We start from the raw sequence: 26170 nt of genomic DNA, 5'->3' as shown, positions 1-26170 counted from the left end.
TCTTTGCAATGGGGGATTATTGATATGGGGATAACGATTAAGGAAGTTTCTAAGGCATTTGGAACATTTGCAGCTGTCAGAAATGTAAATCTAGAAATTCCAAGTGGTGATTTTGTTGCCCTTTTAGGGCCGTCAGGTTCAGGTAAAACCACTCTCCTTAGGATGATAGCAGGCTTAGAGGGATTGGATTCCGGAAATATTTTTTTCAATGAGACAGACTACACCAATAAATCGATAAAAGAACGGAATATAGGATTTGTGTTTCAGAATTATGCATTATTTAAGCATATGACGATTTTTGAAAATATCGCATTTGGACTAAAGGTAAAGTCACGCAAAACACGCCCAACTAAAAGTGTAATAGCTGACAAAGTGATTGAGTTGTTAAAGCTCGTACAATTAGAACATCTTGCATCCCGCTATCCTTCACAGCTTTCCGGGGGACAAAGACAGCGGATTGCTTTAGCAAGAGCGCTTGCGGTTGAGCCAGATATCCTGCTCTTAGATGAACCATTTGGGGCATTGGATGCAAAGGTTCGTCAGGAATTGCGGCACTGGTTACGAGAAATTCATCAAAAGCTAAACATAACAACTATATTTGTTACCCATGACCAGGAAGAAGCGCTTGAAATGGCTGATACGGTAGTGTTAATGAATCAAGGTAAAATTGAACAAATTGGCTCTCCAGTGGAGGTTTATCAAAAGCCAGCAAATGCCTTTGTTTATAGCTTTTTAGGGCGGGTAAATGAATTCAAAGATTCACAAGATTTCGAAGGGAGAATTAACTATATCAGGCCGCATGAGATTATTTTGCGAAAAATCTCACAAGGGAACAGTATTGGATCAGAGGTTTCCCACATTCATATTATTGGATCAACAGTTAGAATCGAGTTAAGACGACTTGATACCAATGAACGATTTGAAGCAGAAATGAGCATTTATCAGTATCAAAATTTGGGACCTGTAAAAAAAGGGGATATTCTGTATGCTGAATTAAAAAATATCATAGTATTTGACAAATGTTCAGCACAAGAAATTACAGAGGCAGAAAATAGCAGTATTAGAACTGCGTTAAAAAGCAAATTAATATAAAAGGAAATGAAATGGTGCTAGGAAATCCTGGCGCTTTTTTAATTATTTGGGAGATGTACGTTATAATAGAATTATCAATAAAGTAAGTATACAGAGATTGGAATTATCTATTGGAAGGACAGATAAACACATGAAATATAATTTTGATGAAATTGTAAATCGCAGGGGGACCTATTCGGTAAAATGGGATGGGGGAGATCTCATTAAAGCAATGGGTCTTACTGAGCGGTACGATGAAGAGACGATTCCGTTATTTACGGCGGACATGGATTTACCAGTGCCCCAACCTTTGATAGACGCATTACATAAGACTGTTGATCATCGAATTTTTGGGTATACCGTATTTCCGGATGAGTATTTTGAAACAGTACAACATTGGTTTAAAAAGAGACATAAATGGGAGTTCAAGAAGGATGAAATCATTTATAGTCCTGGTACAGTCCATGCGTTGAATGTGGCAGTACGGGCATTTACACAACCAGGTGATGGTGTCATTATCCAACGACCCGTCTATCCTCCTTTTACGTCGTCCATCGAGGCAAACGGCAGGACACTTTTAAATAATTCGCTTATTTGTGATGAAGATGGCAACTATTCGATTGATTTTGCGGATTTTGAAGTGAAGGCAAAAGAAGAAAAAACGAAAATGTTTATTTTATGTAATCCGCATAATCCAACTGGAAGAGTTTTTAATAAAGAAGATCTTAGGAAACTGGCTGAAATCTGTGTAGAAAATAATGTAGTAATTATAGCTGATGAGATTCATGGAGATATAATTAGACGAAATCAAACCTTTATTCCGATCGCAAAAGCAGCGCATGAGCACGCTGATCATATTATTACGTTTACAGCTATTAACAAAACTTTTAATGTCGCTGGGCTTCATTGTACGAATGTGATTATCACAAGTCCAGAGCTCCGAAAGACATTCAATAGTGTAATGGGCATGCATTTGCCTTCACCATTTACTGTTTCAGCATTACTTGCAGTTTACCATGAGGGGGAAGATTGGTTAGAGCAGCTAAAAGAGTATATCGACGACACCATGGATTGGGCAGTAAACTTCCTTGCTGAAAATATGCCAAAAGTAAAGGTAAGGATTCCTGAAGGCACCTATATTATGTGGATGGACTTTAGCGGATATGGTTTAACTCCAGAAGAAGTACATGATCGGATTTATAACAAAGCAAATGTTTTACTTGAAGATGGAAAGATGTTTGGCGAAGAAGGCCTACACCACCAAAGAATCTGTATTCCGTCACCAAGACCAATGATTAAAGAAGCATTTGAAAGAATTGCTAGGGAATTTGAAGATTTAAAATAGGAAAATTAGTTTTACTGGCGGATGGAGAGAAATACTGTCCGATAGCAAAATGCTAGCAATATTATAGCAGGCATTACACAAGTTGATATGCCTAATTATTTGGAGATGCCGGTGAATGGTTTACCATTGATGGTTTCAATGAAATCATTAACATCATCAATCAAGCTGATTTACTTTTGGTATTAGGAACGAGTTTGAAGGTTACCCCATTCTCAACATTCCCACAATACAGGAGAGAAGGTACTCCTTTGATTATTATCAATAAAGGTGACTCGCCCTATGACATGAGCAAGAATTCATATGTCATTCATGACTCGATAGGAGAAACATTGTCACGAATTTAAGAGGATTTGAAAACAAATAAGTAAAATTTTTTTGTTGCCCCCAATAAATAAAGGGGGCTTCTATGGTATTGTTAAAATTTTCTAAATAGATTGACAATTTAGCGAGAGGAAAATAAAATTAAAGAGAAATGGATTGGCAGATTTTTTTACAATAAAACAGAAACGTTGTTTGTTATTACGCAACAAATTGAGGTGATGTGTTTGATTACTGGCAAAAGTCTATCTGAATTAAAGGTTTTTCTTAAGGAATTACAAATTAACGAAGAAGATGACCATGAAGAACATGCACTTGGGAATTATGGCAGAGTAACTATTTTTCCAAAAACAGAACAGGAAATTTCATCTATTTTAGAATATGCCAATACAAATAAACACAGTGTTACTATCATGGGTGGCGGGACAATTAACCCTGATAATCTCCTGAATGCAGGAAAACTTTTTCCGACTCCAGGGCACTGTGTTGAAGTTAAAAAAGAGAGAACGCTGTTACGTGATTTGGAACAATAATTAGGGAGGAATTTATAATGAGTAATTATGTAAATGTAGGAATTTTACAGGTAGCAAGTGAATTATATGAATTTATTAATTCTGAAGCATTGCCAGGAAGTCAAGTGAATCAGGATAAGTTTTGGACGGGGTTTGAAAAAATCATCAAGGATTTGACTCCAAGAAATAAGGAATTACTTACTAAAAGGGATGAATTGCAAACAAAAATTAATAGATGGCATCGGGAAAATAAAGATTTCAAATTTGATAGATACAAAGCTTATTTAGAGGAAATTGGCTATCTGCTGCCAGATCCTGTGGATTTTAACATTTCTACAGAAGGAGTAGATGATGAAATCGCATGTAAAGCAGGTCCTCAATTAGTCGTACCTGTTGATAATGCCCGCTATGCGATTAATGCAGCCAATGCCCGGTGGGGTAGTTTGTATGACGCCTTATATGGCACTGATGTTATTAGTGATGCGGGTGGTGCCAAGGCACAAGGTGGATATAATCCTGTACGTGGGGAGAAAGTCATCGCCTTTGCTAGAGAATTCCTTGACCAGAGTGTTCCTTTGCAGGTTGGGTCACATAAAGAGGCTGTAAGCTATACGATTGACCAAGGAAGTTTAGTGGTAACCTTACGTAATGGGGATCAAGCTCGTTTGAAAAATGAAGATAAATTTGCTGGGTATCAAGGTGAACCAACCCAGCCATTTGCTGTCCTATTGAAAAATAATGATAACTATTTTGAAATCCAAATTGACCACAGCCATCCAATTGGAAAAACAGATGCTGCAGGTGTAAAAGATATTCTCCTAGAATCCGCGCTTACATCGATTATGGATTGCGAAGACTCTGTTGCAGCAGTTGATGCCCAGGATAAGGTTCTTATATATCGCAATTGGTTAGGCTTAAATAAAGGCAATCTTACTGCAACTTTTACAAAAGGTGGGAAAACATTGACACGAACTCTCAATCTAGACCGTCAATATGTGTCACCTATTGGAAGTGGATTTACCTTGCCTGGACGCGCTTTAATGCTAGTTCGAAATGTCGGTCATCTAATGAGCAACAATGCAATCCTTGATGGAAATGGCAATGAGGTTCAAGAGGGAATCATCGATGCTGTTGTTACCTCTCTGTGTGCAAAACATTCTATCATTGGAAACACGACCTTCAAAAATTCCGAAAAAGGCTCCATTTATATCGTAAAGCCGAAAATGCACGGTCCAGAGGAAGCAGCATTTGCCAATGAGCTATTTAATCAGACAGAAGATTTACTAGGATTAACCAGAAATACATTAAAAATAGGTGTTATGGATGAGGAACGCCGAACATCATTAAATCTAAAAGCCTGTATTCGGGAAGTACAGCAGCGTGTCGTCTTCATTAACACGGGATTCCTTGACCGTACGGGCGATGAAATGCACACGTCAATGGAGGCAGGTGCGATGATTCGTAAAAATGAAATGAAATCTACACTTTGGTTGCAAAGCTATGAAAAATCTAATGTGAACAATGGTCTTTCTACAGGCTTCCAAGAAAGAGCACAAATCGGTAAAGGAATGTGGGCCATGCCTGATTTGATGAAGGGCATGCTCGAGCAAAAAATAGGACATTTGTTGGCTGGAGGAAATACAGCATGGGTTCCATCTCCAACGGCTGCAACCCTTCACGCTCTGCATTACCATCAAGTAAATGTGAAGGAAGTACAAAATAATCTTTTAGGAAACATTACTGATTTATGTGATGATATATTACAAATTCCTGTTGCCGAAAATACGAATTGGAGTCAAGAAGAAATCCAAGCAGAGCTTGATAATAATGCTCAAGGGATATTGGGTTATGTGGTAAGGTGGGTTGAACAGGGAATAGGTTGCTCAAAGGTACCTGATATTAATAATATTGCACTTATGGAAGATAGAGCCACTCTTCGTATTGCCAGTCAACATGTTGCTAACTGGCTGCACCATGGAATTTGCAAGAAGGAACAAGTGATAGAAACAATGGAACGAATGGCGAAAGTAGTGGATGAACAAAATGCTGGGGATCCTGCATACAGACCTATGACTCCAGAATTTGATGAATCTGTTGCCTTCCAGGCTGCGTGTGATCTAGTATTTAAGGGCTATGACCAGCCTAATGGATATACTGAACCAACCTTGCATAGCCGCCGTCTTGAAGCGAAAGCAAAACTTTCAGTTAGATCCTAATTAATGATGTGGTCAGGGCATTACATTATGCCTTGACAAAGAGGTGAGCAAGGATGCAAAGAGAAAATGTGGTAAAGTCGGTAAGCAGGGCACTTGATATTATTGGACTAGTGGGAATGAAAAAAGGCGGACTGGGCGTTACAGAGATTGCTAACCAAATGGATATTAATAAAAGCTCAGTATTCCGAACCCTTTCAACACTTGTTCAATATGGCTATATCGAACAGGATCGTGAAACAGGGAAATACAAGCTTGGCTATAAGTTTCTGGAGATTAGCTCGAAGCTGTTAGAATCAATTGATTTAAGAACCGAAGCGAAATCGTTTCTCCAAGAACTAGAAAATAAGACGAATGAAGTCATTCATCTCGTTGTTTATGACCAGGGAGAAGTAGTCTATATCGAGAAATTAGAAGGTAATGAAACATTAAGAACCCATTCAAAGGTTGGAAAAAGAGCTCCGATGCATTGCACATCCGTAGGGAAAGCGATACTTTCCCATTTACCTGAAAGTGATGTTCTAGGCATCCTTGACAGAAAAGGGATGCCCTATCATACAGACCATACCATTACTTCTACGGAAGAATTCCTGCGGGAACTTAAACAAATAAGGCAAAGGGGTTACGCGTTAGACTTAGAAGAAAATGAGTATGGTATTACCTGTATCGCTGCACCCGTTTTTGATCATTTAGGAAATGTGGTTGCCGCTGTGAGTATATCAGGACCAACCACACGGATGACCACTGAGCGGTTAAATCAACTCGGTCCCATTATGATAGAAACAAGCCAGGAGATATCAACGAGATTAGGACATGTTAGATAAAAAACGGGTTAGAAATGAGATTAATAGTTGTTTTAGTTGTAAGTTACAAGTCACCATCGAGATAGGAATGTGATTCCCGTACAAGGTGAAAAACGAGGGAAGAGGGAATCAGAGAAGGAATCTGATTCCCGTTCAAGATAAAAAAACAGGCAAGAGGGAATCAGAGGAGGTATCTGATTCCCATTCAAGGTAAAAAAACAGGCAAGAGGGTATCAGAGGAGGTATCTGATTCCCGTTCAAGGTAAAAAACAGGGAAGAGGGAATCAGAGAAGGTATGTGATTCCCTTTCAAGGTGAAAAACTAGGCCAGATGAAATCAGAAGAGGCATTTGATTCTTGTTCTAATTAAAAAAAAGCCGCAAATCTTATCATAGTGATTTGCAGCTTTTCCCATTAAATTTTTACAATGAATCGACCTCTAGCATGCCCTTGTAATATGATAGGTAAAGTTTGTGGTAACTCTTCTAACCTTATTTCTTTGATAATCAAATCTAGGACATCCGGTTTGAAATCACTAGCCATGCGTTCCCATAGTGGCTTTCGGACTTCCATTGGACAATACACAGAATCAATCCCAAGAAGATTAATGCCACGAAGGATGAAGGGAAATACTGTCGTAGGAACATTTCCGCCACCTGTTAATCCGCTGACGGCTACAGAACCATTGGATTCGATTTTACTTAAAATAGCCGCTAGGGATTCTCCGCCAACGGGATCCACCGCACCCGCCCATAATTGTTTGTCTAGCGCTTTGATCTTTCCGTTAAAGACTGCTTCTCTAGAAACAACTTCTTTTGCACCGATATTATGTAAATAATCATGTTCACTTTCTTTACCTGTGCTTGCGACTACCTCATAGCCTCTTTTTGCCAGGATAGCAACAGCGATGCTTCCTACTCCACCAGTAGCTCCAGTTACTAACACCTTACCCTTTTCAGGAGTAAGCCCATTTTCTTCGAGTCTCTGAACAGATAGGGCTGCAGTAAAACCTGCAGTTCCATATACCATTGCTTCTTTTAGTGAAAGATTTTCTGGTAATGGTAATATCCAATCAGCTGGAATTCGAGCATATTCACTGAAACCACCAAAATGGGATACGCCAATTTCATAGCTGGTGGCAATGACATTATCACCTTCGACAAAACGGGGGTCCTCCGATGATACGACTACACCAGCTAAATCAATTCCAGGAACAAAAGGATAGGATCTTACGATTTTACCTTCAGGAATACTGGCTAAGCCGTCTTTGTAATTTATGCTAGAATAAGCCACTTTAATTAAAACCTCGCCCGCAGATAAATCATCAAACGTAATATTTTTAATCCCAACCGTAAAATCTGTTTCCATCTTATCAACGACTAAAGCTTTGAAATCCCCACTCAATAAAATAACCTCCTTAAAATTTAATAATATCCATTTTCATCATACTACATTATTATAGAAGGATAGAACTCAAAGCTGTAGTGATGTTCATGTTTGCTGCAGGATAAAACGTAGATAAGGAGAGATGTTTATGAAACACTTATTTAAATGGACTGCATTTGCTATTATTTTTGCATTGATGGTAATGGCAAGTAGTACAAGTAAGGCTTTTGCCGATAGTAATGGTAATAAAGAAGAGAGCATCAACGAAAAGTTCGGACTGCCAATTGTTGTGTTCGGTGAAGCATTATCTAGTGCTCAAAAGGATGAAGTGCGAAAGTTATTAAAAGTTACAGACAGTAGCAAAGTGAAAGAGATCACTGTTTCTGGTCAAGATCTAGTTAAGTATATAAAAGGCGATCGCCACTCTAATATGTATTCCTCCGCAAAAATTACTAGGAAGGATTCAGGCGAGGGGCTAATTATCAATCAAGTCACTCCGGAAAATATTACTGAGGTTACTGATGAGATGTATGCCAATGCCCTGCTGACGGCAGGAATTCAGGATGCTGTGGTGGATGTTGCTTCACCAGTAAAAGTCAGTGGGCACTCTGCATTAGTAGGAATTTATAAAGCCTACGATGAAGGTGAAGGTGCAACCCTAAATTTGGAGCGAACAGAGGTTGCCAATGAAGAATTAAACTTGGCAACTGACTTGGCGAAAAAAGATGGCCTTGATCAAGATAAAGTTAGTGAGCTTTTAACAGAAATCAAAAAGGAAATCGCTCAACAAAAACCAGCAACGAAAGAAGAACTAGCTGCACTGATTGATGAAAAGTTAAAGACGTTAAAAATCAGTCTAAGTGCTGAAGATCGCCAACTCTTATTAGACTTGTTTGAAAAAATGAGAAATTTAAATATTAATTTTGATAATGTTAAATCGCAGCTCGAAAATCTAACTCAAGATATTAAGCAACGGATTGAGGAAGCAGTCGGCGACAAGAACTTTTTACAAAAAGTAGCGGACTTCTTTAGAGAATTAATAGAAAGTATTAAAAGTATTTTTGCATAATTTTAGGATCAGTTTTGCAAAATGAGCCTTTATTTAAAAAAATTATTGATAAATGACGAGGAGTGACCACAGGACTATATAAAAATCTCCAGTTTTTTGTTAAAATAGAATTTAAGGAAAAAAGTTTCGACAAAATTCAAAAAAATATGCGTTAGTTAGATTATTATTTACTATATCGTAAAAAATCTGCTAATAGCTTCTGAGATAAAAAGACTCATTAGAATTTTTCGATTAATGAGGCAATGGATTTTGCGGGAGCAGGAGGAAATAGATCATGTGGGATTTTGAAATGGACATAGATTCAGTAGCAAGAATTAAAGTTATAGGTGTTGGCGGTGGGGGAAATAACGCTGTAAACCGGATGATAGAAGATGGTGTTCAAGGTGTTGAATTTATTGCCGTTAATACAGATGCTCAAGCCCTAAAACTATCAAAAGCTGAAATCAAAATGCAAATTGGTGCAAACTTAACAAGAGGGCTAGGTGCAGGAGCAAATCCCGAGGTTGGGAGAAATGCCGTTGAGGAAAGTAAAAAGCAGCTTCAAGACGTCTTAAAAGGGGCAGATATGGTTTTTGTTACTGCTGGTATGGGCGGAGGAACTGGGACTGGAGCAGCACCTGCCATTGCGCAAATTTCTCGTGAGCTGGGTGCATTGACCATTGGAGTGGTGACACGTCCGTTTGGTTTTGAAGGTCGTAAACGTGCAACCAATGCAGCTGCTGGAATTGATTTAATGCGCCAAGCCGTGGACACACTAATTATTGTTCCCAATGATCGTTTACTGCAAATCGTTGATAAAAAGACACCGATGATTCAAGCATTCCGTGAAGCTGATAATGTGCTTCGTCAGGGTGTTCAAGGTATTTCTGATTTAATCGCGGTACCTGGATTAATCAACCTCGATTTTGCAGATGTAAAAACAATTATGTCCAATCAAGGAACTGCACTAATGGGTATTGGTCTTGCAAAAGGAAAAGACCGTGCCGTAGAAGCGGCAAAAAAGGCAATTTCAAGTCCCCTATTAGAAACTTCAATTGATGGCGCCCAAGGTGTCCTTATGAACATCACTGGCGGCAGTAATTTAAGTCTCTATGAAGTGCAAGAAGCTGCAGATATTGTTTCGTCTGCAGCAGACAAAGATTTAAATATGATCTTTGGTTCTATCATTAATGAAAACTATAAAGATGAAATTATGATTACCGTGATTGCAACTGGTTTTTCTGAAACAGAGCTTTCTTCTGCAAAGAAATCAGCTGGTCCTAACAGGGATCTAGATACAAGACCACAGTCGCAGGGAATTACAAGACGCGAACAGAGTGTATCTGAAGTTTCTAGTCATAATCAGGATAGACCTAGACAGCAAACAGAAGATACGCTTGATATTCCGACCTTCCTACGTAATCGTAATAGAAGATAAAGATAACCAAGACAGGCTGCCGAGAGGACTCTTAGCAGTCTTTTTTTTTACTTTGATATCAAGGTCATTTATTTTCTGATTTTCGGCAATTATTTCAAAACTTTCAGGAGAATTTGAAGCTTTTATGCTAAAATAATAGTGAAATTACAATAGCAAGGAGCAATCGCTATGTTGAAAGATATTTTTATGAATCTATCTAAAAACCAGTTTCTGAATAGTGCTGCAAAGAAGTATGGTTTAAAAATGGGTGCACAAAGTGTTGTTGCCGGTACAAATATTGATGAAGTAATGAAAAGTATTAAAGAGTTAAATGCACATGGAATTTCTTGTACCGTTGATAACTTAGGAGAATTCGTTTGTAAAGAAGAAGAAGCGACAGAAGCAAAAGAACAAATTCTTAAGGTAATAGAAGCGATTCGTGAACATAAAGTTGATGCTCACATCTCTTTAAAGCCTACACAGTTAGGTTTGGATATCGAATATAGCGTTTGCTTAAGCAATTTAAGAGAAATTGTTGATCGAGCTAACAACTATAGTATTTTCATTAATATTGACATGGAAGACTCAGGTCATCTTCGGCCTACTTTTGATTTATTGGATGAACTTTCTATTGAATATGACAATGTTGGGACCGTAATTCAAGCCTATTTGCTCCGTGCAGATGAATACCTTGAAAAATATAAAAATTATCGTTTACGAATAGTAAAAGGGGCTTATAAGGAATCAAATGAATGCGCTTACCAAAATAAAAATGACATTGATAAAAACTTTATCAAGCTTATCGAATGGCATTTATTAAACGGCAAATTTACTTCCATCGCCACACATGATCACATGATTATCAATCATGTGAAGGAATTTGTAAAACGGAAGAACATTCCGAATGAGCAGTTTGAGTTCCAAATGCTCTATGGTTTTAGAAAAGAGCTTCAATTAAGATTAGCAAATGAAGGCTATAACTTCTGTACCTACGTTCCATTCGGAAATGACTGGTATGGATATTTTATGAGACGTTTGGCTGAAAGACCGCAAAACTTAAATCTTGTAGCAAAGCAAGTATTTAATAAACAAACTAATACCGTGATTGGTGTAGCCGCAGCGGCATTTTTGTTGGGTCGAATGACAAAAAAGACTAAAAAGAAGAAACGAAGATAAGTTCCAAATAACCCTTTATCGAGAAAAGGGTTTTTTTTATCTTCTCCTTTAAGTAGTCGGTGAAAAATTGAAATTAGTGAAAGAGTAGGATAAGATAATGTTTGTGCTAGAAAAAACATTACATATGGACTAGACGTCAACAGGGGGATACACACTTGGAACAATCCATAAAAAAAACTGCTTCGCCGCCATACGGAATTATTGCAGTCCTAATGATAGGAGCTTTTATTTCTTTCTTAAATAATACTTTATTAAATGTTGCATTACCTTCTATGATGAAGGACTTAGATGTTGATACATCAACCATTCAGTGGCTGACCACTGGATTTATGCTTGTCAATGGCATTATGATTCCTTCCACTGCCTTCCTAATTCAAAAGTATACGGTGCGCCGGTTATTTTTAGTTGCTATGGGTTTATTTACTGCTGGAACAGTTATAGCCGGCATAGCTCATGCGTTTCCTCTACTATTAGCTGCACGAATGGTCCAAGCTTCGGGGTCGGCTATCATGATGCCGTTGTTAATGAATGTGATGCTAGTTAGCTTTCCTATTGAAAAAAGGGGAACAGCAATGGGGGTGTTTGGATTAATCCTGATGTTTGCACCGGCCATTGGTCCAACATTATCTGGCTGGATTATTGAACATTATAGTTGGAGAATGCTGTTCCATTTCATAACTCCTATTGCATTAGTCATTCTTTTGATCGGATACTTGAAGCTTAAAGATAAAAAAGAGAAAGTTGATATTACACTTGATGTCTTTTCACTTTTGCTTTCGAGCATTGGTTTCGGAGGTCTTCTCTATGGATTTAGTTCAGCAGGTAGTAAAGGCTGGGACAGTCCTCAAGTTTATTTGACCATCATAATCGGGGTTGTTTCGTTGCTATGTTTTATCGTCCGTCAATTAAAACAAGAGCAGCCAATGCTGAACTTCAGGATTTTTAAATATAATATGTTTGCCTTATCATCGGCTATTTCAGCGATTGTAAATATTGCTATGTTTTCAGGTTTTTTACTTCTTCCTATATATGTTCAAACCATCCGTGGGATATCCCCGATGGATGCGGGCTTAATGTTATTGCCTGGAGCTATTATTAATGCGCTCATGTCACCGGTTACTGGCAGGTTATTTGATAAATTTGGCGGACGTATTTTAGCCATTATCGGCTTATTTATTACGACAGTCACCACTTTTTACTTCAGTAGATTATCATTTGAAACAACCTATATGTCTTTGGTGATTTTACACGCCATTCGAATGTTTGGTATGTCAATGGTGTTTATGCCTGTGTCTACGAACGGATTAAATCAACTGCCAAAACGGTTTTATCCACATGGAACTGCGATGAATAATACTCTGCAGCAGGTGTCAGCTGCCATCGGCACTGGTTTATTAATTACGTTAATGTCTAATCGTTCTGAATCCTATGGAAAAGAGCTAACACAATCCGCTATGGAAAATATCAGCGAGCAGCCAACTACTGCCGCATTAGCGGAGATGCAACAACAAATTGCTTTGAAGGCAATGTTAGAAGGAATCAATTATACTTTCTTGATATCTGCTATTATTATTGGTGTTGCATTGATCCTTGCTTTCTTTATCAAACGGGCCAAACCAGCAGAAGAAAAAACAGATGAAAATACTGCTAGTCGTCAAGTAAAAATAAATTAGTTTTTCCTAAAGGATAAAGAAAGGGAAATCGTTCTGTTGGCGATTTCTCTTTTTTTGTTCCCATATTCGCGTTATTTTTATTCCAGGCAAATTGTTACCAATTGAAGAATGATAAAAAAATATTTGTAATATGCAAGTAAACGGTCTACTATTAAAATGAAAAAATACCAAATTATCATCGGGGAGAGACTATCATGCGAAGTTATCTCATCATTGGGATGTGTGTGTTATTTTTAGTTCAATACTTTTTAAAAATGCAGTGGCTTGAATATACTGTTGTTGCCCTTTCAATACTAGCATTTTTGGGCAGTGCCTTCAAAGCAGATAAATATCCACGTTTGCTTGGGATTATTATGATGACGTTAGGGTTAGTAATTGAGTGGAACAAAGGCACAGGTATATCAGGAATCAGTGAGGGGATATTTTTAATACTCCCATTGATTAGTCTGATCACACTTGCTCCATTACTTTCGATTCCACTAAGGCTGGGTGGATTTTTCCAGTCAATTTCGGTTTTATTAAAGAATTTATTACTTCAGCCAAAGAAGCTGTATGCAGGTATTACTGGGACCTTATTTCTTCTCACTCCGATATTAAACTTGGGTTCAGTAAGGATTATCAATGAGTTTTTAGATGAATTAAAGCTTCCATCCGCTATGTCAGCAAAAGGATATTTGGTTGGCTTTACCACGGCAGTGATGTGGTCACCTTACTTTGCATCGGTTTCCTTAGTTTTGCATTATTTAAACATTCCGTACAAGGCTTATATCATCTATGGAATTGGGTTTTCTCTATTGTCACTAATCATTGGAAACCTTTTATTTGTGATCTGGGTAAGACGACATCCACTCACAGAACAATCAACCGATAATAAGATACTAATTGAAAACACCCATCAAAAACAACTCGTGAAATTAATATTTTTTGTCATTTTGCTAATTGGTTCTTGTCTAGTGATCGAGTATTTAACCAACTGGTCGATGATTGTCATTGTTTGTTTGATTTCAATTATCATCCCTCTTTTATTTGGAATTCAATCAAAACGATGGGATGAGCTTATTCCGAGATTAGTAGACTTTCGCGATCGCACGGTATTGATGTTGAACAATGAAATCATGCTATTTATGAGTGCGGGAATGTTGGCCTTTGCTATGAAAGGGACGGCAGCTGCGAATGGAATAAGTGAATTTCTAACAACTCTAGCGCACCAATCCTTCCTTTTATTTGCTATTGCTGTTATGGTAATTGTGCTATGTATTACGTATATCGGAATTCACCAAATTGCAGCGGTAGGAGCTTTAGCTATGCAGCTAAACGCCGCAGAGTTAGGAATTAGTAATATTAGCCTTGCATTATTGCTTTTATTGACTTGGTCAATATCCACAGGACTTAGCCCATTTTCCGGTTTAAACCTAATGGTTAGCCGGTTTGCTGGTATCTCTGGAGTTCAGACTGGCTTGCGTTTTAATGGCTTGCATTATACGATAATTGCTATTATTGGAATTGGAATCATTTCGCTAATTGGCTAAACAGAGAAAACATAATGGATGCCTTCACTTTTTAGTGTGAAGGCTTTTTTTTTACGATGTTTGCATTTTATATAAAACGTATCCCGTGAAAAGTTCGAATAAATCTGTAAATTTCTTGGGATTTTTATTGGTTAGGATTTCAATTTTTTGTAATCTGTAGGCTAGGCTATTTCGATGAATATGAAGCTCTTTTGAAATAGCATTCATATCCCCGCTATTAGTAATATAGCTGATAAGTGTTTCCATTAGTTCTCGTCCTTTAGAATTTTCTTCAAGCTCCTGATAGAAGTTATTCATGTCATTAAGCGAATTGTCCTTGTTTGTTAAATAATCTATGAATTTAAGATCCTTATAGTCGCAGTGAATTTGATTCATTCCTAGCTTGTCAGCAATCTCAATGGCTCTTTTTGCTTCATGCACGGACGTATTGACTTGCGTATATGGATTTCCAACCCCTAATTTGTATTCATTGTTTGCTAAGCTCTTTTCAATCCTAGTTATGATTTCACTTTGACACGGAACAATAAAAAGAGTGAGATTAGGAGTAAGCCGGAATACGAATTCTTGGTCGTGAAGAGGGACTTTTTTATTTACAGTGCTTTTAATAACGATTGCTCTTCGCTCTATAGAAAGGTCTATTCCAAAAACCTCACCGTTATTGATCAACGTTTCATCGTATTCTTCATTTCGAAAAATCCATTGATATAAAAATTCTTCCTTCATTTGTTCTTTAATTCGGCGTTCCTTAAATAAAAATTCTTGGTTTATTAGTAATTCAGCTGTAATTCTTACTAATTCAGCAAAGGGACTTACAACCAGAGGATCACCGCTAATTCCAATAACCCCAATAATTCTATTTCTAAAATAGATGGGGATGTTCACTCCGGGTTTTGCTCCACCTTCAGAGTGATAGATGGATACGATTGATTCTTGTTCGATGGCTAATGTAGCACCTTGATGATAGTTATCAATTCGTTTTGGGTCACCGCTTCCAATGATCCTTCCGATATCATCCATGATATTCACGTTATAGGGAATTACCTGCATTACTTTATTAGCAATTTCTTGAGCTAATACCTTATTGATGTTCATTTTTCATACCTCCAAGGATTACAAAAAAATACGTTTTACGTATCATTTGTTTATTTGCACAAAAAACGAGAGGAAATATTATCAATTTAACCGATGATTTATTTGTAAGATAATTATACAATATAAATTGTAAACGGTTACTATTAAACAAAGAAAACTTGAAACTCAATGAAAAAGCGTAACAAATTGTTCACTTGATTTAAATTGATATTCCTGTTATTAGAAAGGCCAAATAAATCAATTTTGTTCAAGTGACCAAAAATACGAGAAAGATTTTTATCGAAATGAATGAAGAAATTTTCTTCGAAACCGTTTACGATAGATGTGTGAAGAGGGTCGATTTAAAAAGTATGCTTAACAAAAAACTGATTCATCAACAATCTTCAATTTGTAACAAGTTTCACGGTTTATTTCAAGAAAAAAAGATTATTATTAGATTGTCAACTTGAAAATAGTACTAATCAACAAAGTAATCTTTTAAAAAAAACCAATTATGTGAAATAGTTCACAAAAATGTCACAATGACTCACTAGCATTCTAAGGAATATCAGGGAGATCAAGAAGGAGGCAAACATGTTTAAACCAAATGGAGTCATTCCAGCCTTAGTAACACCGTTAGACCAAAATGGAAACTTAATGGAAGATGCTTTAAGAAAAGTAATTGACTACACGATTTCAGGTGGAGTTCACGGGCTTTTTATTTTAGGAAGCAGCGGCGAGATTTACGGATTGACACAAGAACAAAAACGCCGTGTGGTTGAAATTACAGTTGACCATACAGCAGGCAGAGTTCCAGTTTACTGTGGTGCAAGCGAAATTACCACTCGTGATTGTATTCAAACTGCACAAATGGTTGAAGAAGTTGGCGGAGTTTCAGCACTATCTGTTCTTACACCATATTTCATGTCACCGACACAAAGTGAATTAGCAGATCATTTTAAAGCGATTGCAAAATCAACAAAACTACCTGTTATCCTTTATGGAAACGAAGCCCGTACACAAGTGAAAATTGAAGTTAAAACGTGTGAAGAGTTAAGTAAAGTAGACAATATTATTGGTATTAAAGACAGCAGTGGAGATATGACAAGAATGGCTGAGTATCTAAGAGTAACAGACCGTGAAACATTCTCGGTTCTAGCTGGAAGAGATACCTTGATTTATGCAGGACTTTGCCATGGTGGATCTGGTGCAATTGCAAGTACTGGTAATATTGCTCCAAAGCTAGTTTCAGAGATATACAATACATTCGTAGCAGGTAATCAACAAAAATCACTAGAATTACAGTTAAAACTTGCTCCATTAAGACTAGCAGTTGATAAAGCAACATTCCCTGTTGTCTTAAAAGAAGGATTAAGAATGGTAGGTATTGATGTTGGGGTTGCTTTAGCACCTGCAGCTGAGATGAGCCCAGAAAGTAGATTAATTTTAGAGAACGTTTTAAAAGACTTAGAGTTGTATCAAATTTATTAATTAAACTATCTCCCTTTGGAAGGAAGAAATAACTATGCCATTATTATATGTTGCTTTAGCTGTTGTCCTATTACTAGTTTTAATGATCCCACTAAAAATGAACGGGTTCATCTCACTCATCTTGACTTCTATATTTGTTGGTTTTCTCGTAGGAATGCCAATGGAACAAATTTGGGGTACCATTGGTGCTGGGCTAGGAGGCCAACTAAAGGGAACTGCTATCATTGTTGGCCTAGGCGCTATGCTTGGAACAGTTCTTGCTGATGCGGGTGCCGCACAGCGGATTGCTACTAGCTTGGTAAACAAAATGGGAATAAAACGTGTTCAGCTTGCCATCTTAATTACTGCCTTTGTTCTTGGCGTTACCATGTTCTTTGAGGTAGCTTTTGTGTTATTAATTCCACTTGTATTCGTTATTGTTCGTCAAACGAAGTTAAATCTTTTATGGATTGCTTTGCCAATGGCAATCGGGTTATCTACCACTCATAGTTTTCTCCCTCCACACCCGGGGCCAGCAGCAGTCGTGGGCGTGTTCGAAGCTGATATGGGATTAACTCTATTATACGGATTGTTTATTGCTATACCTGTAGCGACTTTAATTGCCTATACCTGGACTAGACTACCATTTTTCAAAAAAATTAATCCGACTATTCCAGAGGGGCTGGCATCGACCAAACAGTTTAAAGATGAAGAAATGCCATCTTTTGGAGTCAGTATTTTAGTTGCTCTTATACCAGTAGTACTGATTGCAATCGATGCTGTTAACACATTGTTCTTACCAGAAGAAAATGGTTTCAGACACGTTATGAGTTTCATTGGTGCATCAGAGTCGGCATTATTAATTGGCCTCCTAATCTCTATGTGGCTACTAGGACCAAGAATTGGTCGTCCTTTAAAAGATGTAATGAAGTCTTGTTCCGATGCTGTTAAGCCAATGGCTATGATCATTTTGGTGATTGGAGCAGGGGGAGCATTTAAACAAGTGCTAGTTGATGGCGGAATTGCAGATTATATCAAAGCGATCACAGAAGGCTGGGCTTTGTCTCCAATCATTCTTGCTTGGCTCATTGCTGCTCTCTTACGTATTGCTCTTGGCTCAGCTACGGTTGCCGTTATGACAGCAGCTGGAGTGGTATTGCCAATCGCTCAAGCATCAGGTATACCGATGGAATTAATGGTACTTGCTGTATCATGCGGAAGTGTTGCTTTCTCTCACGTAACTGACCCAGGTTTCTGGATGTTTAAAGAATACCTTAACTTATCGGTTACGGATGCCATAAAAGTTAGAACAACTTATACTACCGCGCTAGGTATCCTAGGTTTAGGCGGAGTTTTACTTCTAAATATGTTTATCGGATAATGACTTAAATTTTTGAGAAAATAGGGCAGTAAGCAACTTACAGACAAAATTACTGCCCTATTTTTAGTAACTTGACATTGTGAGTAAAGGTAATATTTGCAGTATTACTTTTTATATATATAAAATTCATGTAGGAGTGAGTCGTAAAATGACGAAAATAGGATTTATTGGATTAGGAATAATGGGTAAGCCGATGAGCAAGAACTTGATCAAGGCTGGATATCAACTAATTGTAAGTGATTTTAATAAAGATGCAGTGAAGGAACTTGAATTATTAGGCGCAGAAGTAGCAAATACCCCTAAAGAAATTGCAGAAAAAGCTGATATTGTTATCACTATGCTGCCTAATTCTCCGAATGTAAAGCAAGTTGCATTAGGTGAAAATGGATTAATCGAAGGTGCGCATGAAGGATTAGTTTATATCGATATGAGTTCGATTGCACCAGCTGCTTCACAAGAAGTATATAAAGTATTAATTGAAAAAGGCGTAGACATGATCGATGCTCCTGTTAGCGGTGGTGAACCAAAAGCAATCGACGGAACCATTTCTGTAATGGTTGGCGGTAAAGAAGAAGTGTTTAATAAAGTGAAGCCAGTATTAGACGCAATGGCTGGTTCTGTTGTTCGCGTTGGAGAAATCGGTGCAGGAAATGTTACAAAATTAGCGAACCAAGTAATTGTAGCCTTAAACATCGCAGCAGTTTCAGAAGCATTTGTTCTATCTCAAAAAGCTGGTGTAAATCCAGAAGCAGTTTTTGAAGCGATACGTGGAGGATTAGCTGGAAGTACAGTACTTGAAGCAAAAGCACCAATGATGTTAGATCGTAACTTCAACCCAGGTTTCCGTATTAATCTTCACATCAAAGATTTAACAAATGCAATGGAAGCTGGTCATGAAGTAGGCGCACCACTACCGTTAACTGCAGCAGTATTAGAAATGATGTATGGATTAAAGGTTGATGGCCATGAATTTGATGACCACAGCGGTCTATTAAAATACTATGAAAAACTAGCAAACACTGAAGTTTCACGCTAATCATTTACTTTATTCGTGAAAATTATAGAACACGGCGATAAATACATTTCGTTCATTACAAAACAAATAAAGATTAACTAATAAAACAATTGATAGGAGAAATCCCAATGAATACTGTACAGAGTTTAGTTAATGTTACTCCAGTTGTTACGGAAATGACCGTTATCCCAGTTGCAGGTCGAGACAGCATGCTTCTTAACCTAAGTGGTGCACACGGAGCTTATTTTACAAGAAACATTCTTATTCTTAAAGACAGCAATGGAAACACAGGTGTTGGAGAAGTACCAGGTGGAGAAGGAATCCGTAAAACATTAGAAGATGCGAATCCATTAGTAGTAGGTTCATCCATTGGTAATTATAATAATATCTTAAATACGGTCAGAAAAGAATTTGCTGGACGTGACGCAGGCGGACGTGGGCTGCAAACCTTTGATTTACGTATTACTATCCATGCTGTAACAGCAATTGAAGCGGCATTACTAGATCTTTTAGGTAAGCATCTAAATGTACCAGTCGCTGCATTGTTAGGAGAAGGCCAACAGCGTGATAAAGTAAAAACATTAGGATACTTGTTCTATATTGGGGATCGTAATAAGACAGATCTACCTTATTATAGTAACCTTGATGCAGAGGAAGAGTGGTACCGCATTCGTCATGAAGAAGCGCTAACACCTGAAGCAGTTGTACGCTTAGCTGAAGCTTCCCATAAGAAATATGGCTTCAATGATTTCAAATTAAAAGGCGGAGTACTTGAAGGCAAAGAAGAAATTAAAGCGATCAAAGCTTTAAAAGAACGCTTTCCTGAAGCGAGGATTACCCTTGATCCAAATGGAGCTTGGTCATTGAAAGAAGCAGTAGAGCTTTGTAAAGATATGCATGGTATTCTTGCATATGCAGAAGATCCATGTGGTGCTGAAAATGGTTATTCTGGTCGTGAAATTATGGCTGAATTCAGAAGGCAAACTGGTCTTCCAACTGCAACAAATATGATTTCAACTGACTGGAGACAAATGGGTCATACTGTTTCCTTACAATCTGTTGATATTCCATTAGCAGATCCACATTTCTGGACTATGGCAGGTTCTGTACGTGTTGCACAAATTTGTAATGAATGGGGCTTAACTTGGGGCTCTCACTCTAACAACCACTTTGATATCTCTCTTGCAATGTTTACACATGTAGCTGCTGCGGCACCTGGTGAGATTACTCCAATTGATACTCACTGGATTTGGCAAGAAGGTACTGAGCGTTTAACAAAAGAGCCATTCCAAATTGTTGATGGTGACCTAACTATTCCTGATAAGCCAGGTCTGGGTATTGATATTGACATGGAGCAAATTATGAAAGCACACGAATTATACAATAATATGGGACTTGGTTCTCGTGATGACTCTGTAGGAATGCAGTTCTTGATTCCTAGCTGGAAATTCGATAACAAGCGTCCATGCTTAGTGCGATAATCAGTAGTAGGGTGGCTGTAAGGTCACCCTTTCTTACTACCAATATTTAGCTAAAACGTAAATAACTGATAAGTTATTGTTACTTTAAATGTAAAGGACAGATTATAATGAGGTTTGTATTAGCGCCTGATTCATTTAAGGAGAGTATGTCCGCAAAAAAAGCTGGCCTTGCAATGGAAAGAGGGATTCGTTCTGTTTTTCCAGATGCAGAATGTGTGATCGTACCTATGGCTGACGGAGGAGAAGGAACGGTAGAATCACTCGTAAGTATGACAAATGGGGAAATAATAAAGACAGAGGTTATTGGTCCATTAGGTGAAAAAGTGATAGCGGAATATGGTCTATTAGGTGAAGGGCAAACGGCTGTTATTGAAATGGCAAGTGCAAGTGGATTAGAAAACATTAAACTAGAAGACCGTAACCCCTTAGTAACTACTACGTTTGGTACAGGGGAATTAATTAAAAATGCATTAGACAAGGGTGTGACTCGTATATTGATCGGGATTGGGGGAAGTGCCACCAATGATGGAGGAGTAGGAATGCTCCAAGCCCTCGGTGTTTCCTTTAAAGATCAGAACGGTCAAGAACTAACCTTTGGCGGTGGAGCATTAAATCAATTAACTACTATTAATTTAAGTGGATTGGATAAACGGATCGCTCATGTTAAAATTGATGTAGCCTGTGATGTAACTAATCCTTTAATTGGAGAAAATGGCGCATCAGCCATTTTTGGACCACAGAAGGGTGCTTCACCAGAAGTAGTTCAACTTTTAGATCAAAACTTAGCCCATTATGCTGAAATTATCAAGAGAGATCTTGGTAAAGACATTGCTCATTCAGAAGGTGCGGGTGCAGCAGGTGGTCTTGGTGCAGGATTAATGGCATTTTTGAATGCAAACCTAAAAAAAGGCGTGGAACTAGTCATCGAATATACTGGTCTCGAGGAAAGAATGGCAGGAGCAGATTATGTTTTTACTGGGGAAGGCAGCATTGATGGCCAAACATTGTTCGGTAAAACACCTTTTGGAGTTGCTTCCATTGCTAAGAAGTATTCGATTCCAGTGATAGCTTTTGCAGGAAAAATAGGTAAAGGTGTAGAACCGCTTTATGAAAATGGATTTACTTCTATTGTCGGTATCCTTAAAGGTGTTTCTTCTTTAGATGAAGCATTGGAATCCGGTGAAGAAAATTTATCCTTTGCTGTGGAAAATATTTGTCGAGTGTTAAAATTATCATAATGAATGGTCTAATCAGATAGGCTGTCGAGCTTTTCGGCAGCTTTTTTTGGAGGTTAAAAGATGAACAGATGTGGATGGGTAAATCAAGATCCTCTATATATTAAATATCATGATTGTGAGTGGGGCATACCAGTAAATGAGGATCGCATGCTTTTTGAATGTTTAACTCTAGAAGGAGCTCAAGCCGGTTTAAGCTGGTATACAATATTGAAGAAAAGAGAAAATTACCGTAAGGCATTTGACAATTTTGATGTAAAAAAAATCGTTTTGTATGATGAACAGAAAATGGAAGAACTTTTACATAATGAAGGAATCGTTAGAAATAAACTAAAAATAAATTCTGTTATAACGAATGCGAAAGCATTCTTAAGGGTTGTAGAAGAATTTGGATCATTCAACCACTATATCTGGTCATTTGTAGATGGAAAACCGATAAATAATCATTTTAAAGATTTATCAGAAGTACCAGCAACAACTGAGATTAGTGATCGTTTAAGCAAAGATTTAAAGAAACGAGGCTTTAAATTTGTTGGATCAACGATTTGCTATGCCTTTATGCAGGCGATTGGGATGGTAAATGATCATGTAAAGTCGTGTTTTTGCTATAAATCCAATTAAAACCCATTAAATAAGGGTTGTTTTACGAAAGTAGACTCATTTTAAATGGGTCTTTTTTTGTTCATTATAATGAGTCAGGATAAGGACGAAAAAAGGGGTATTTTGACGTTTTTTATCTATTTACTAAATGTATAAACTATATTATATTGTTCTTAATAATGCACAAGAAATATTATTCATTTTTGAAACTAAAGTAGTATTAATACGTCTAATAGGTGTATCCAAATAAAGGGAATTTTTGTCGAAAACTATAATTCTAGAAAAATTTGCAGGAATATGAGTCTTAATATGGAATAGAATAGGTGAATAGATACATATTTCCATTTCTGAATATTCGGAAGTGTTTTTTGTTGAGGATGGTGAGATTTTGGGAGTCTGTTTTCGAACTGATTGTAGATAAAATCTTAAGGCCGGTTTTAACGTGGAAATAGAGCTTTGGGAAAGAAGGAGAAGTAATGCTAAAGAAGAGATGGATCGTGTGTATTCTTTTAGTTGGCAGTTTAATAGGTTTGGTTGGTTGTGATGAAAAGACAACAGCCGGTAAGGAATCCGAACAAAAGAATATGGTGACTGAACAAGAGAAGAAACTTGAGGAGCAAAAAGCCTCAGAAGAAGCAGCAAAGAAGGCTGCTGCTGAAGCCGAAGCTAAGAGAATTGCGGAGGAAGAAGCTAAAAAACCGAAAGTAGTCAATGTAATTGACCCAAGTACCAAAAACATTGTTAAAAGTCTTGTTCCGGTTGATATGGGATTTGGATTGGATAATGAAAAATATAAGAAAGAGCTAGAGAATTGGGCCAGGGATATAGCTAGGGGCACAGAAACGACACCTGGTTATGATACGAAGATGATACTCGATAAAATCGATGCAAATGGTCAAGTTATCAAAGGAAAACCAAGGGTGGTTCTTGAAGAAGCAGAACTTGTTAATAAGGTTATTGAAGCTTCTACAATCGGGGGAGATATATTTCTTCCTATATATATATCAGAAAGCGGTTATAAACCAGAAGACGTTGCCTATTTGTCTGAAGTGGTGGTAGGGACTTATAGTACGAAATTTAATCCTAGCGTAACAGGGAGAAATAAAAACATTGAACTTTCTGCACAGGCAATCGATAATGTTATTGTTGGAATAGGGGATGTATTCTCCTTTAATAATACAGTAGGACCAAGTGACGCAGAACATGGTTACCAGCCTGCTCAAGAAATTGTAAATAAGCAATTGGTTATGGGAATTGGCGGTGGAATTTGTCAAACCTCATCTACCTTGTTTAATGCTGTAGATCAACTAGCTGTTGAATATGTAGAATGGCATCATCATTCCCTGACAGTGGGATATGTACCTTCAGGAAGGGATGCAACGGTTTCATATGGTGGAAAAGATTTTCAATTTAAAAATACTGCTGGTGCGCCATTCCTAATAAAAACTATTTATAATGGAAATGGGACATTTACAGTTGAAGTTAGAACATCAGCAGCTTATCAGAGCTTACTGCAAAAAAGATAAGTTTTAATTAACAAAAGACGTGTGCATTGACACGTCTTTTGTTAATTTTAATAGTTAGTATTCAAATTAAAGTTAATTATCACTTTTTTACCATTCTCTAGGCTCATAGTTAAGATCGCTGAATAATTGGTTCTTTTCTTTTTTAGTTAAATCTCGCCATTGACCAACAGGGAGGTTTCCTAGTTCAATATTCATAACACGAATCCTTTGAAGACGAACAACTGAATAACTAAGCGCAGAGCACATTCGCCTGATTTGGCGATTTAATCCTTGTGTTAAAGTGATGTTAATAACGTATTTGGATAACTGTTTCACCTTGCATGGAAGTGTTTTCGTATCTAATATTCGAACACCTGCTGACATTTCATTTAAAAACTCAGATGTGATAGGCTTATCAACGGTAACGATATATTCTTTTTCATGTTTATTTTCGGCACGAAGGATTTCGTTGACAATATCGCCATCATTGGTGAGAAGGATTAACCCTTCCGAATCTTTATCAAGTCTGCCAATATGGAAAATTCGTAGTGGATGATTGACTAAATCTACAATGTTTCCTTTGATATGTTTTTCAGTTGTACTTGTGATTCCAACAGGTTTATTTAAGGCAATGTAGACATTATTTTTGGCGACCTTAATGGTTTCACCGTTTATACGAACGACGTCACCAGGCTCAACCTGACTGCCGACCTTTGCCACCTTCCCATTAATCGTAACTCTTCCTTCTTCAATCCATTTATCTGCACCGCGCCTTGAGGTTTTTCCAGACTCAGAAATAAATTTATTTAATCGCAGGTTAAACACTTCCTTATTTTGTTGAATTATGTTCTTAGAATACTTAACTAATAGGATAATTTCAAGGTTAATCATCCATACTGTTTACCGAAAGCAACATTTTTTCGTATCTGTTATAGTTTTCGCATCATGCCAAAAGGTTTCTCTAGACCCACTAGATGTTTTTGTTCAATAATATATATAGGGAAAAGAAGTGGGTGATTAAGTGATTGAAGAACAAGGATTTATCGATTTAAAAAGAGGAGAACGTGGTGCAATTATAAGTATTATTGCTTATATTTTTTTATCTATATTAAAACTAGCAGTGGGTTATTTTGCAAATTCCGAGGCATTGAAAGCGGATGGCTTGAACAATGTAACTGATATTATAGCTTCGGTTGCTGTTTTAATAGGTCTTAAGTTATCTCAAAGACCTGCTGATGATGACCATCCTTATGGGCATTGGAAAGCAGAAACCGTAGCGTCAATGGTTGCGTCTTTTATCATGATGGCCGTTGGTCTAAAGGTTACATACGAAGCGATTATTAGTATTTTCTATACACAAAATGAGACACCGGACGTAATGTCTGCATGGACGGGGTTATTTTGTGCCTTCGTTATGTATTTTGTTTATCGATATAATAAGAAACTTGCAACAGAAATAAACAGCCAATCAGTCATGGCTGCAGCAAAAGATAATCTCTCTGATGCCTGGGTAAGTGTAGGAACTTTCATTGGAATTATCGGAGCGCAATTTGGGCTTCCATGGCTGGACCCATTAGCAGCCGTTTTGGTTGGATTCCTTATTTGTAAAACAGCTTGGGACATTTTTAAGGAAGCATCCCTTTATCTTACTGATGGTTTTGATGAAAAGGAAATTGAATTATATAAAGAAACCATCTATCAATGTAATGGTGTTAAGGGTGTGAAAGCAATAAAAGCAAGAAATTATGGAAATAACGTAGTTGTGGATGTTGTAATTCTTGTGAATTCTACGTTAGATGTAAAGTGTGCACATGATATTGCTACAGAGGTCGAGGAAGAATTAATCATTAGACATAAAGTCTATGACGTACATATTCATGTAGAACCTCAATAACAACAATTTAACCCCCGTCCTTTTTGGT

21 protein-coding genes are annotated in these 26170 nt (G+C 37.4%); 18 read left to right on the top strand and 3 right to left on the bottom strand.

Annotated features, from left to right (window positions below):
• Positions 1 to 24 precede the first annotated feature (24 nt).
• The 5 genes from BLR86_RS18405 to BLR86_RS18385 all read left to right on the top strand — a co-directional run bounded on the left by BLR86_RS18405 (position 25) and on the right by BLR86_RS18385 (position 6283).
• Entirely contained in the window at positions 25 to 1092 is a 1068-nt protein-coding gene (locus BLR86_RS18405) for a sulfate/molybdate ABC transporter ATP-binding protein (protein WP_090764937.1), read from the top strand.
• A 130-nt stretch (positions 1093 to 1222) separates the two neighbouring features.
• The gene (locus BLR86_RS18400) at positions 1223 to 2416 is read left to right on the top strand and encodes a MalY/PatB family protein (protein WP_090764774.1); all 1194 of its coding nucleotides are present in this window, start codon (positions 1223 to 1225) and stop codon (positions 2414 to 2416) included.
• A gap of 509 nt (positions 2417 to 2925) precedes the next feature.
• Positions 2926 to 3267 (top strand): FAD-dependent oxidoreductase, encoded by a 342-nt coding sequence (locus tag BLR86_RS18395; RefSeq protein WP_139185650.1) that lies wholly within the window; start codon positions 2926 to 2928, stop codon positions 3265 to 3267.
• Positions 3268 to 3284: 17 nt separating this feature from the next.
• Entirely contained in the window at positions 3285 to 5462 is a 2178-nt protein-coding gene (locus tag BLR86_RS18390; RefSeq protein ID WP_090764768.1) for a malate synthase G, read from the top strand.
• Between the two features lie 53 nt (positions 5463 to 5515).
• Entirely contained in the window at positions 5516 to 6283 is a 768-nt protein-coding gene (locus tag BLR86_RS18385; protein ID WP_090764765.1) for an IclR family transcriptional regulator, read from the top strand.
• Positions 6284 to 6675: 392 nt separating this feature from the next.
• Here BLR86_RS18385 and BLR86_RS18380 read toward each other — a convergent pair whose 3' ends face one another.
• On the bottom strand, positions 6676 to 7665 hold the full coding sequence (locus tag BLR86_RS18380) for an NADPH:quinone oxidoreductase family protein (protein ID WP_090764763.1): 990 nt from the start codon (positions 7663 to 7665) through the stop codon (positions 6676 to 6678).
• 178 nt (positions 7666 to 7843) lie between these two features.
• Between BLR86_RS18380 and BLR86_RS18375 the strand changes: the two genes are divergently transcribed.
• The 5 genes from BLR86_RS18375 to BLR86_RS18355 all read left to right on the top strand — a co-directional run bounded on the left by BLR86_RS18375 (position 7844) and on the right by BLR86_RS18355 (position 14490).
• Positions 7844 to 8716, top strand: a complete 873-nt coding sequence (locus BLR86_RS18375; protein WP_254782372.1) for a DUF1002 domain-containing protein — start codon at positions 7844 to 7846, stop codon at positions 8714 to 8716.
• A 274-nt stretch (positions 8717 to 8990) separates the two neighbouring features.
• The gene (gene ftsZ / locus BLR86_RS18370) at positions 8991 to 10133 is read left to right on the top strand and encodes a cell division protein FtsZ (protein ID WP_090764755.1); all 1143 of its coding nucleotides are present in this window, start codon (positions 8991 to 8993) and stop codon (positions 10131 to 10133) included.
• Between the two features lie 168 nt (positions 10134 to 10301).
• Entirely contained in the window at positions 10302 to 11288 is a 987-nt protein-coding gene (locus BLR86_RS18365; RefSeq protein WP_090764752.1) for a proline dehydrogenase family protein, read from the top strand.
• Positions 11289 to 11443: 155 nt separating this feature from the next.
• A complete protein-coding gene (locus tag BLR86_RS18360; protein ID WP_090764749.1) occupies positions 11444 to 12961 on the top strand; it encodes a DHA2 family efflux MFS transporter permease subunit in 1518 nt (505 codons plus the stop codon).
• 194 nt (positions 12962 to 13155) lie between these two features.
• The gene (locus tag BLR86_RS18355; protein ID WP_090764745.1) at positions 13156 to 14490 is read left to right on the top strand and encodes a TRAP transporter large permease subunit; all 1335 of its coding nucleotides are present in this window, start codon (positions 13156 to 13158) and stop codon (positions 14488 to 14490) included.
• A gap of 51 nt (positions 14491 to 14541) precedes the next feature.
• On the opposite strand, the gene BLR86_RS18350 is transcribed toward BLR86_RS18355, so the two are convergent.
• Positions 14542 to 15582, bottom strand: a complete 1041-nt coding sequence (locus BLR86_RS18350; RefSeq protein ID WP_090764742.1) for a CdaR family transcriptional regulator — start codon at positions 15580 to 15582, stop codon at positions 14542 to 14544.
• 573 nt (positions 15583 to 16155) lie between these two features.
• On the opposite strand from BLR86_RS18350, the gene dapA reads away from it, so the two are divergent.
• The 7 genes from dapA (at position 16156) to BLR86_RS18315 (ending at position 24269) form a co-directional block, all read left to right on the top strand.
• Positions 16156 to 17052 carry a 4-hydroxy-tetrahydrodipicolinate synthase gene (dapA, locus tag BLR86_RS18345; protein ID WP_175492953.1) on the top strand — a complete coding sequence of 299 codons (897 nt, stop codon included), beginning with the start codon at positions 16156 to 16158 and terminating at the stop codon, positions 17050 to 17052.
• 34 nt (positions 17053 to 17086) lie between these two features.
• Entirely contained in the window at positions 17087 to 18412 is a 1326-nt protein-coding gene (locus BLR86_RS18340) for a gluconate:H+ symporter (RefSeq protein ID WP_090764736.1), read from the top strand.
• 148 nt (positions 18413 to 18560) lie between these two features.
• Entirely contained in the window at positions 18561 to 19448 is an 888-nt protein-coding gene (garR, locus tag BLR86_RS18335; RefSeq protein ID WP_090764733.1) for a 2-hydroxy-3-oxopropionate reductase, read from the top strand.
• A 107-nt stretch (positions 19449 to 19555) separates the two neighbouring features.
• Positions 19556 to 20908, top strand: a complete 1353-nt coding sequence (gene gudD / locus BLR86_RS18330) for a glucarate dehydratase (protein ID WP_090764731.1) — start codon at positions 19556 to 19558, stop codon at positions 20906 to 20908.
• Positions 20909 to 21015: 107 nt separating this feature from the next.
• Positions 21016 to 22146: a glycerate kinase family protein gene (locus tag BLR86_RS18325; RefSeq protein ID WP_090764729.1), complete on the top strand. Its 1131-nt coding sequence runs from the start codon at positions 21016 to 21018 to the stop codon at positions 22144 to 22146.
• Positions 22147 to 22206: 60 nt separating this feature from the next.
• On the top strand, positions 22207 to 22764 hold the full coding sequence (locus BLR86_RS18320) for a DNA-3-methyladenine glycosylase I (protein ID WP_090764727.1): 558 nt from the start codon (positions 22207 to 22209) through the stop codon (positions 22762 to 22764).
• A 455-nt stretch (positions 22765 to 23219) separates the two neighbouring features.
• Positions 23220 to 24269 (top strand): VanW family protein, encoded by a 1050-nt coding sequence (locus BLR86_RS18315; RefSeq protein ID WP_090764724.1) that lies wholly within the window; start codon positions 23220 to 23222, stop codon positions 24267 to 24269.
• A gap of 87 nt (positions 24270 to 24356) precedes the next feature.
• Here BLR86_RS18315 and rluF read toward each other — a convergent pair whose 3' ends face one another.
• Positions 24357 to 25073 (bottom strand): 23S rRNA pseudouridine(2604) synthase RluF, encoded by a 717-nt coding sequence (rluF, locus tag BLR86_RS18310; RefSeq protein ID WP_090764932.1) that lies wholly within the window; start codon positions 25071 to 25073, stop codon positions 24357 to 24359.
• 199 nt (positions 25074 to 25272) lie between these two features.
• Here rluF and BLR86_RS18305 point away from each other — a divergent pair, with 199 nt between their 5' ends.
• Positions 25273 to 26142 carry a cation diffusion facilitator family transporter gene (locus tag BLR86_RS18305; protein WP_090764929.1) on the top strand — a complete coding sequence of 290 codons (870 nt, stop codon included), beginning with the start codon at positions 25273 to 25275 and terminating at the stop codon, positions 26140 to 26142.
• The last annotated feature ends 28 nt before the right edge of the window (positions 26143 to 26170 follow it).

Source organism: Bacillus sp. OK048 (assembly GCF_900103525.1).
In the GTDB taxonomy this organism is placed as follows: domain Bacteria; phylum Bacillota; class Bacilli; order Bacillales; family Cytobacillaceae; genus Neobacillus.
This window is presented reverse-complemented; position numbering and strand designations above follow the sequence as displayed.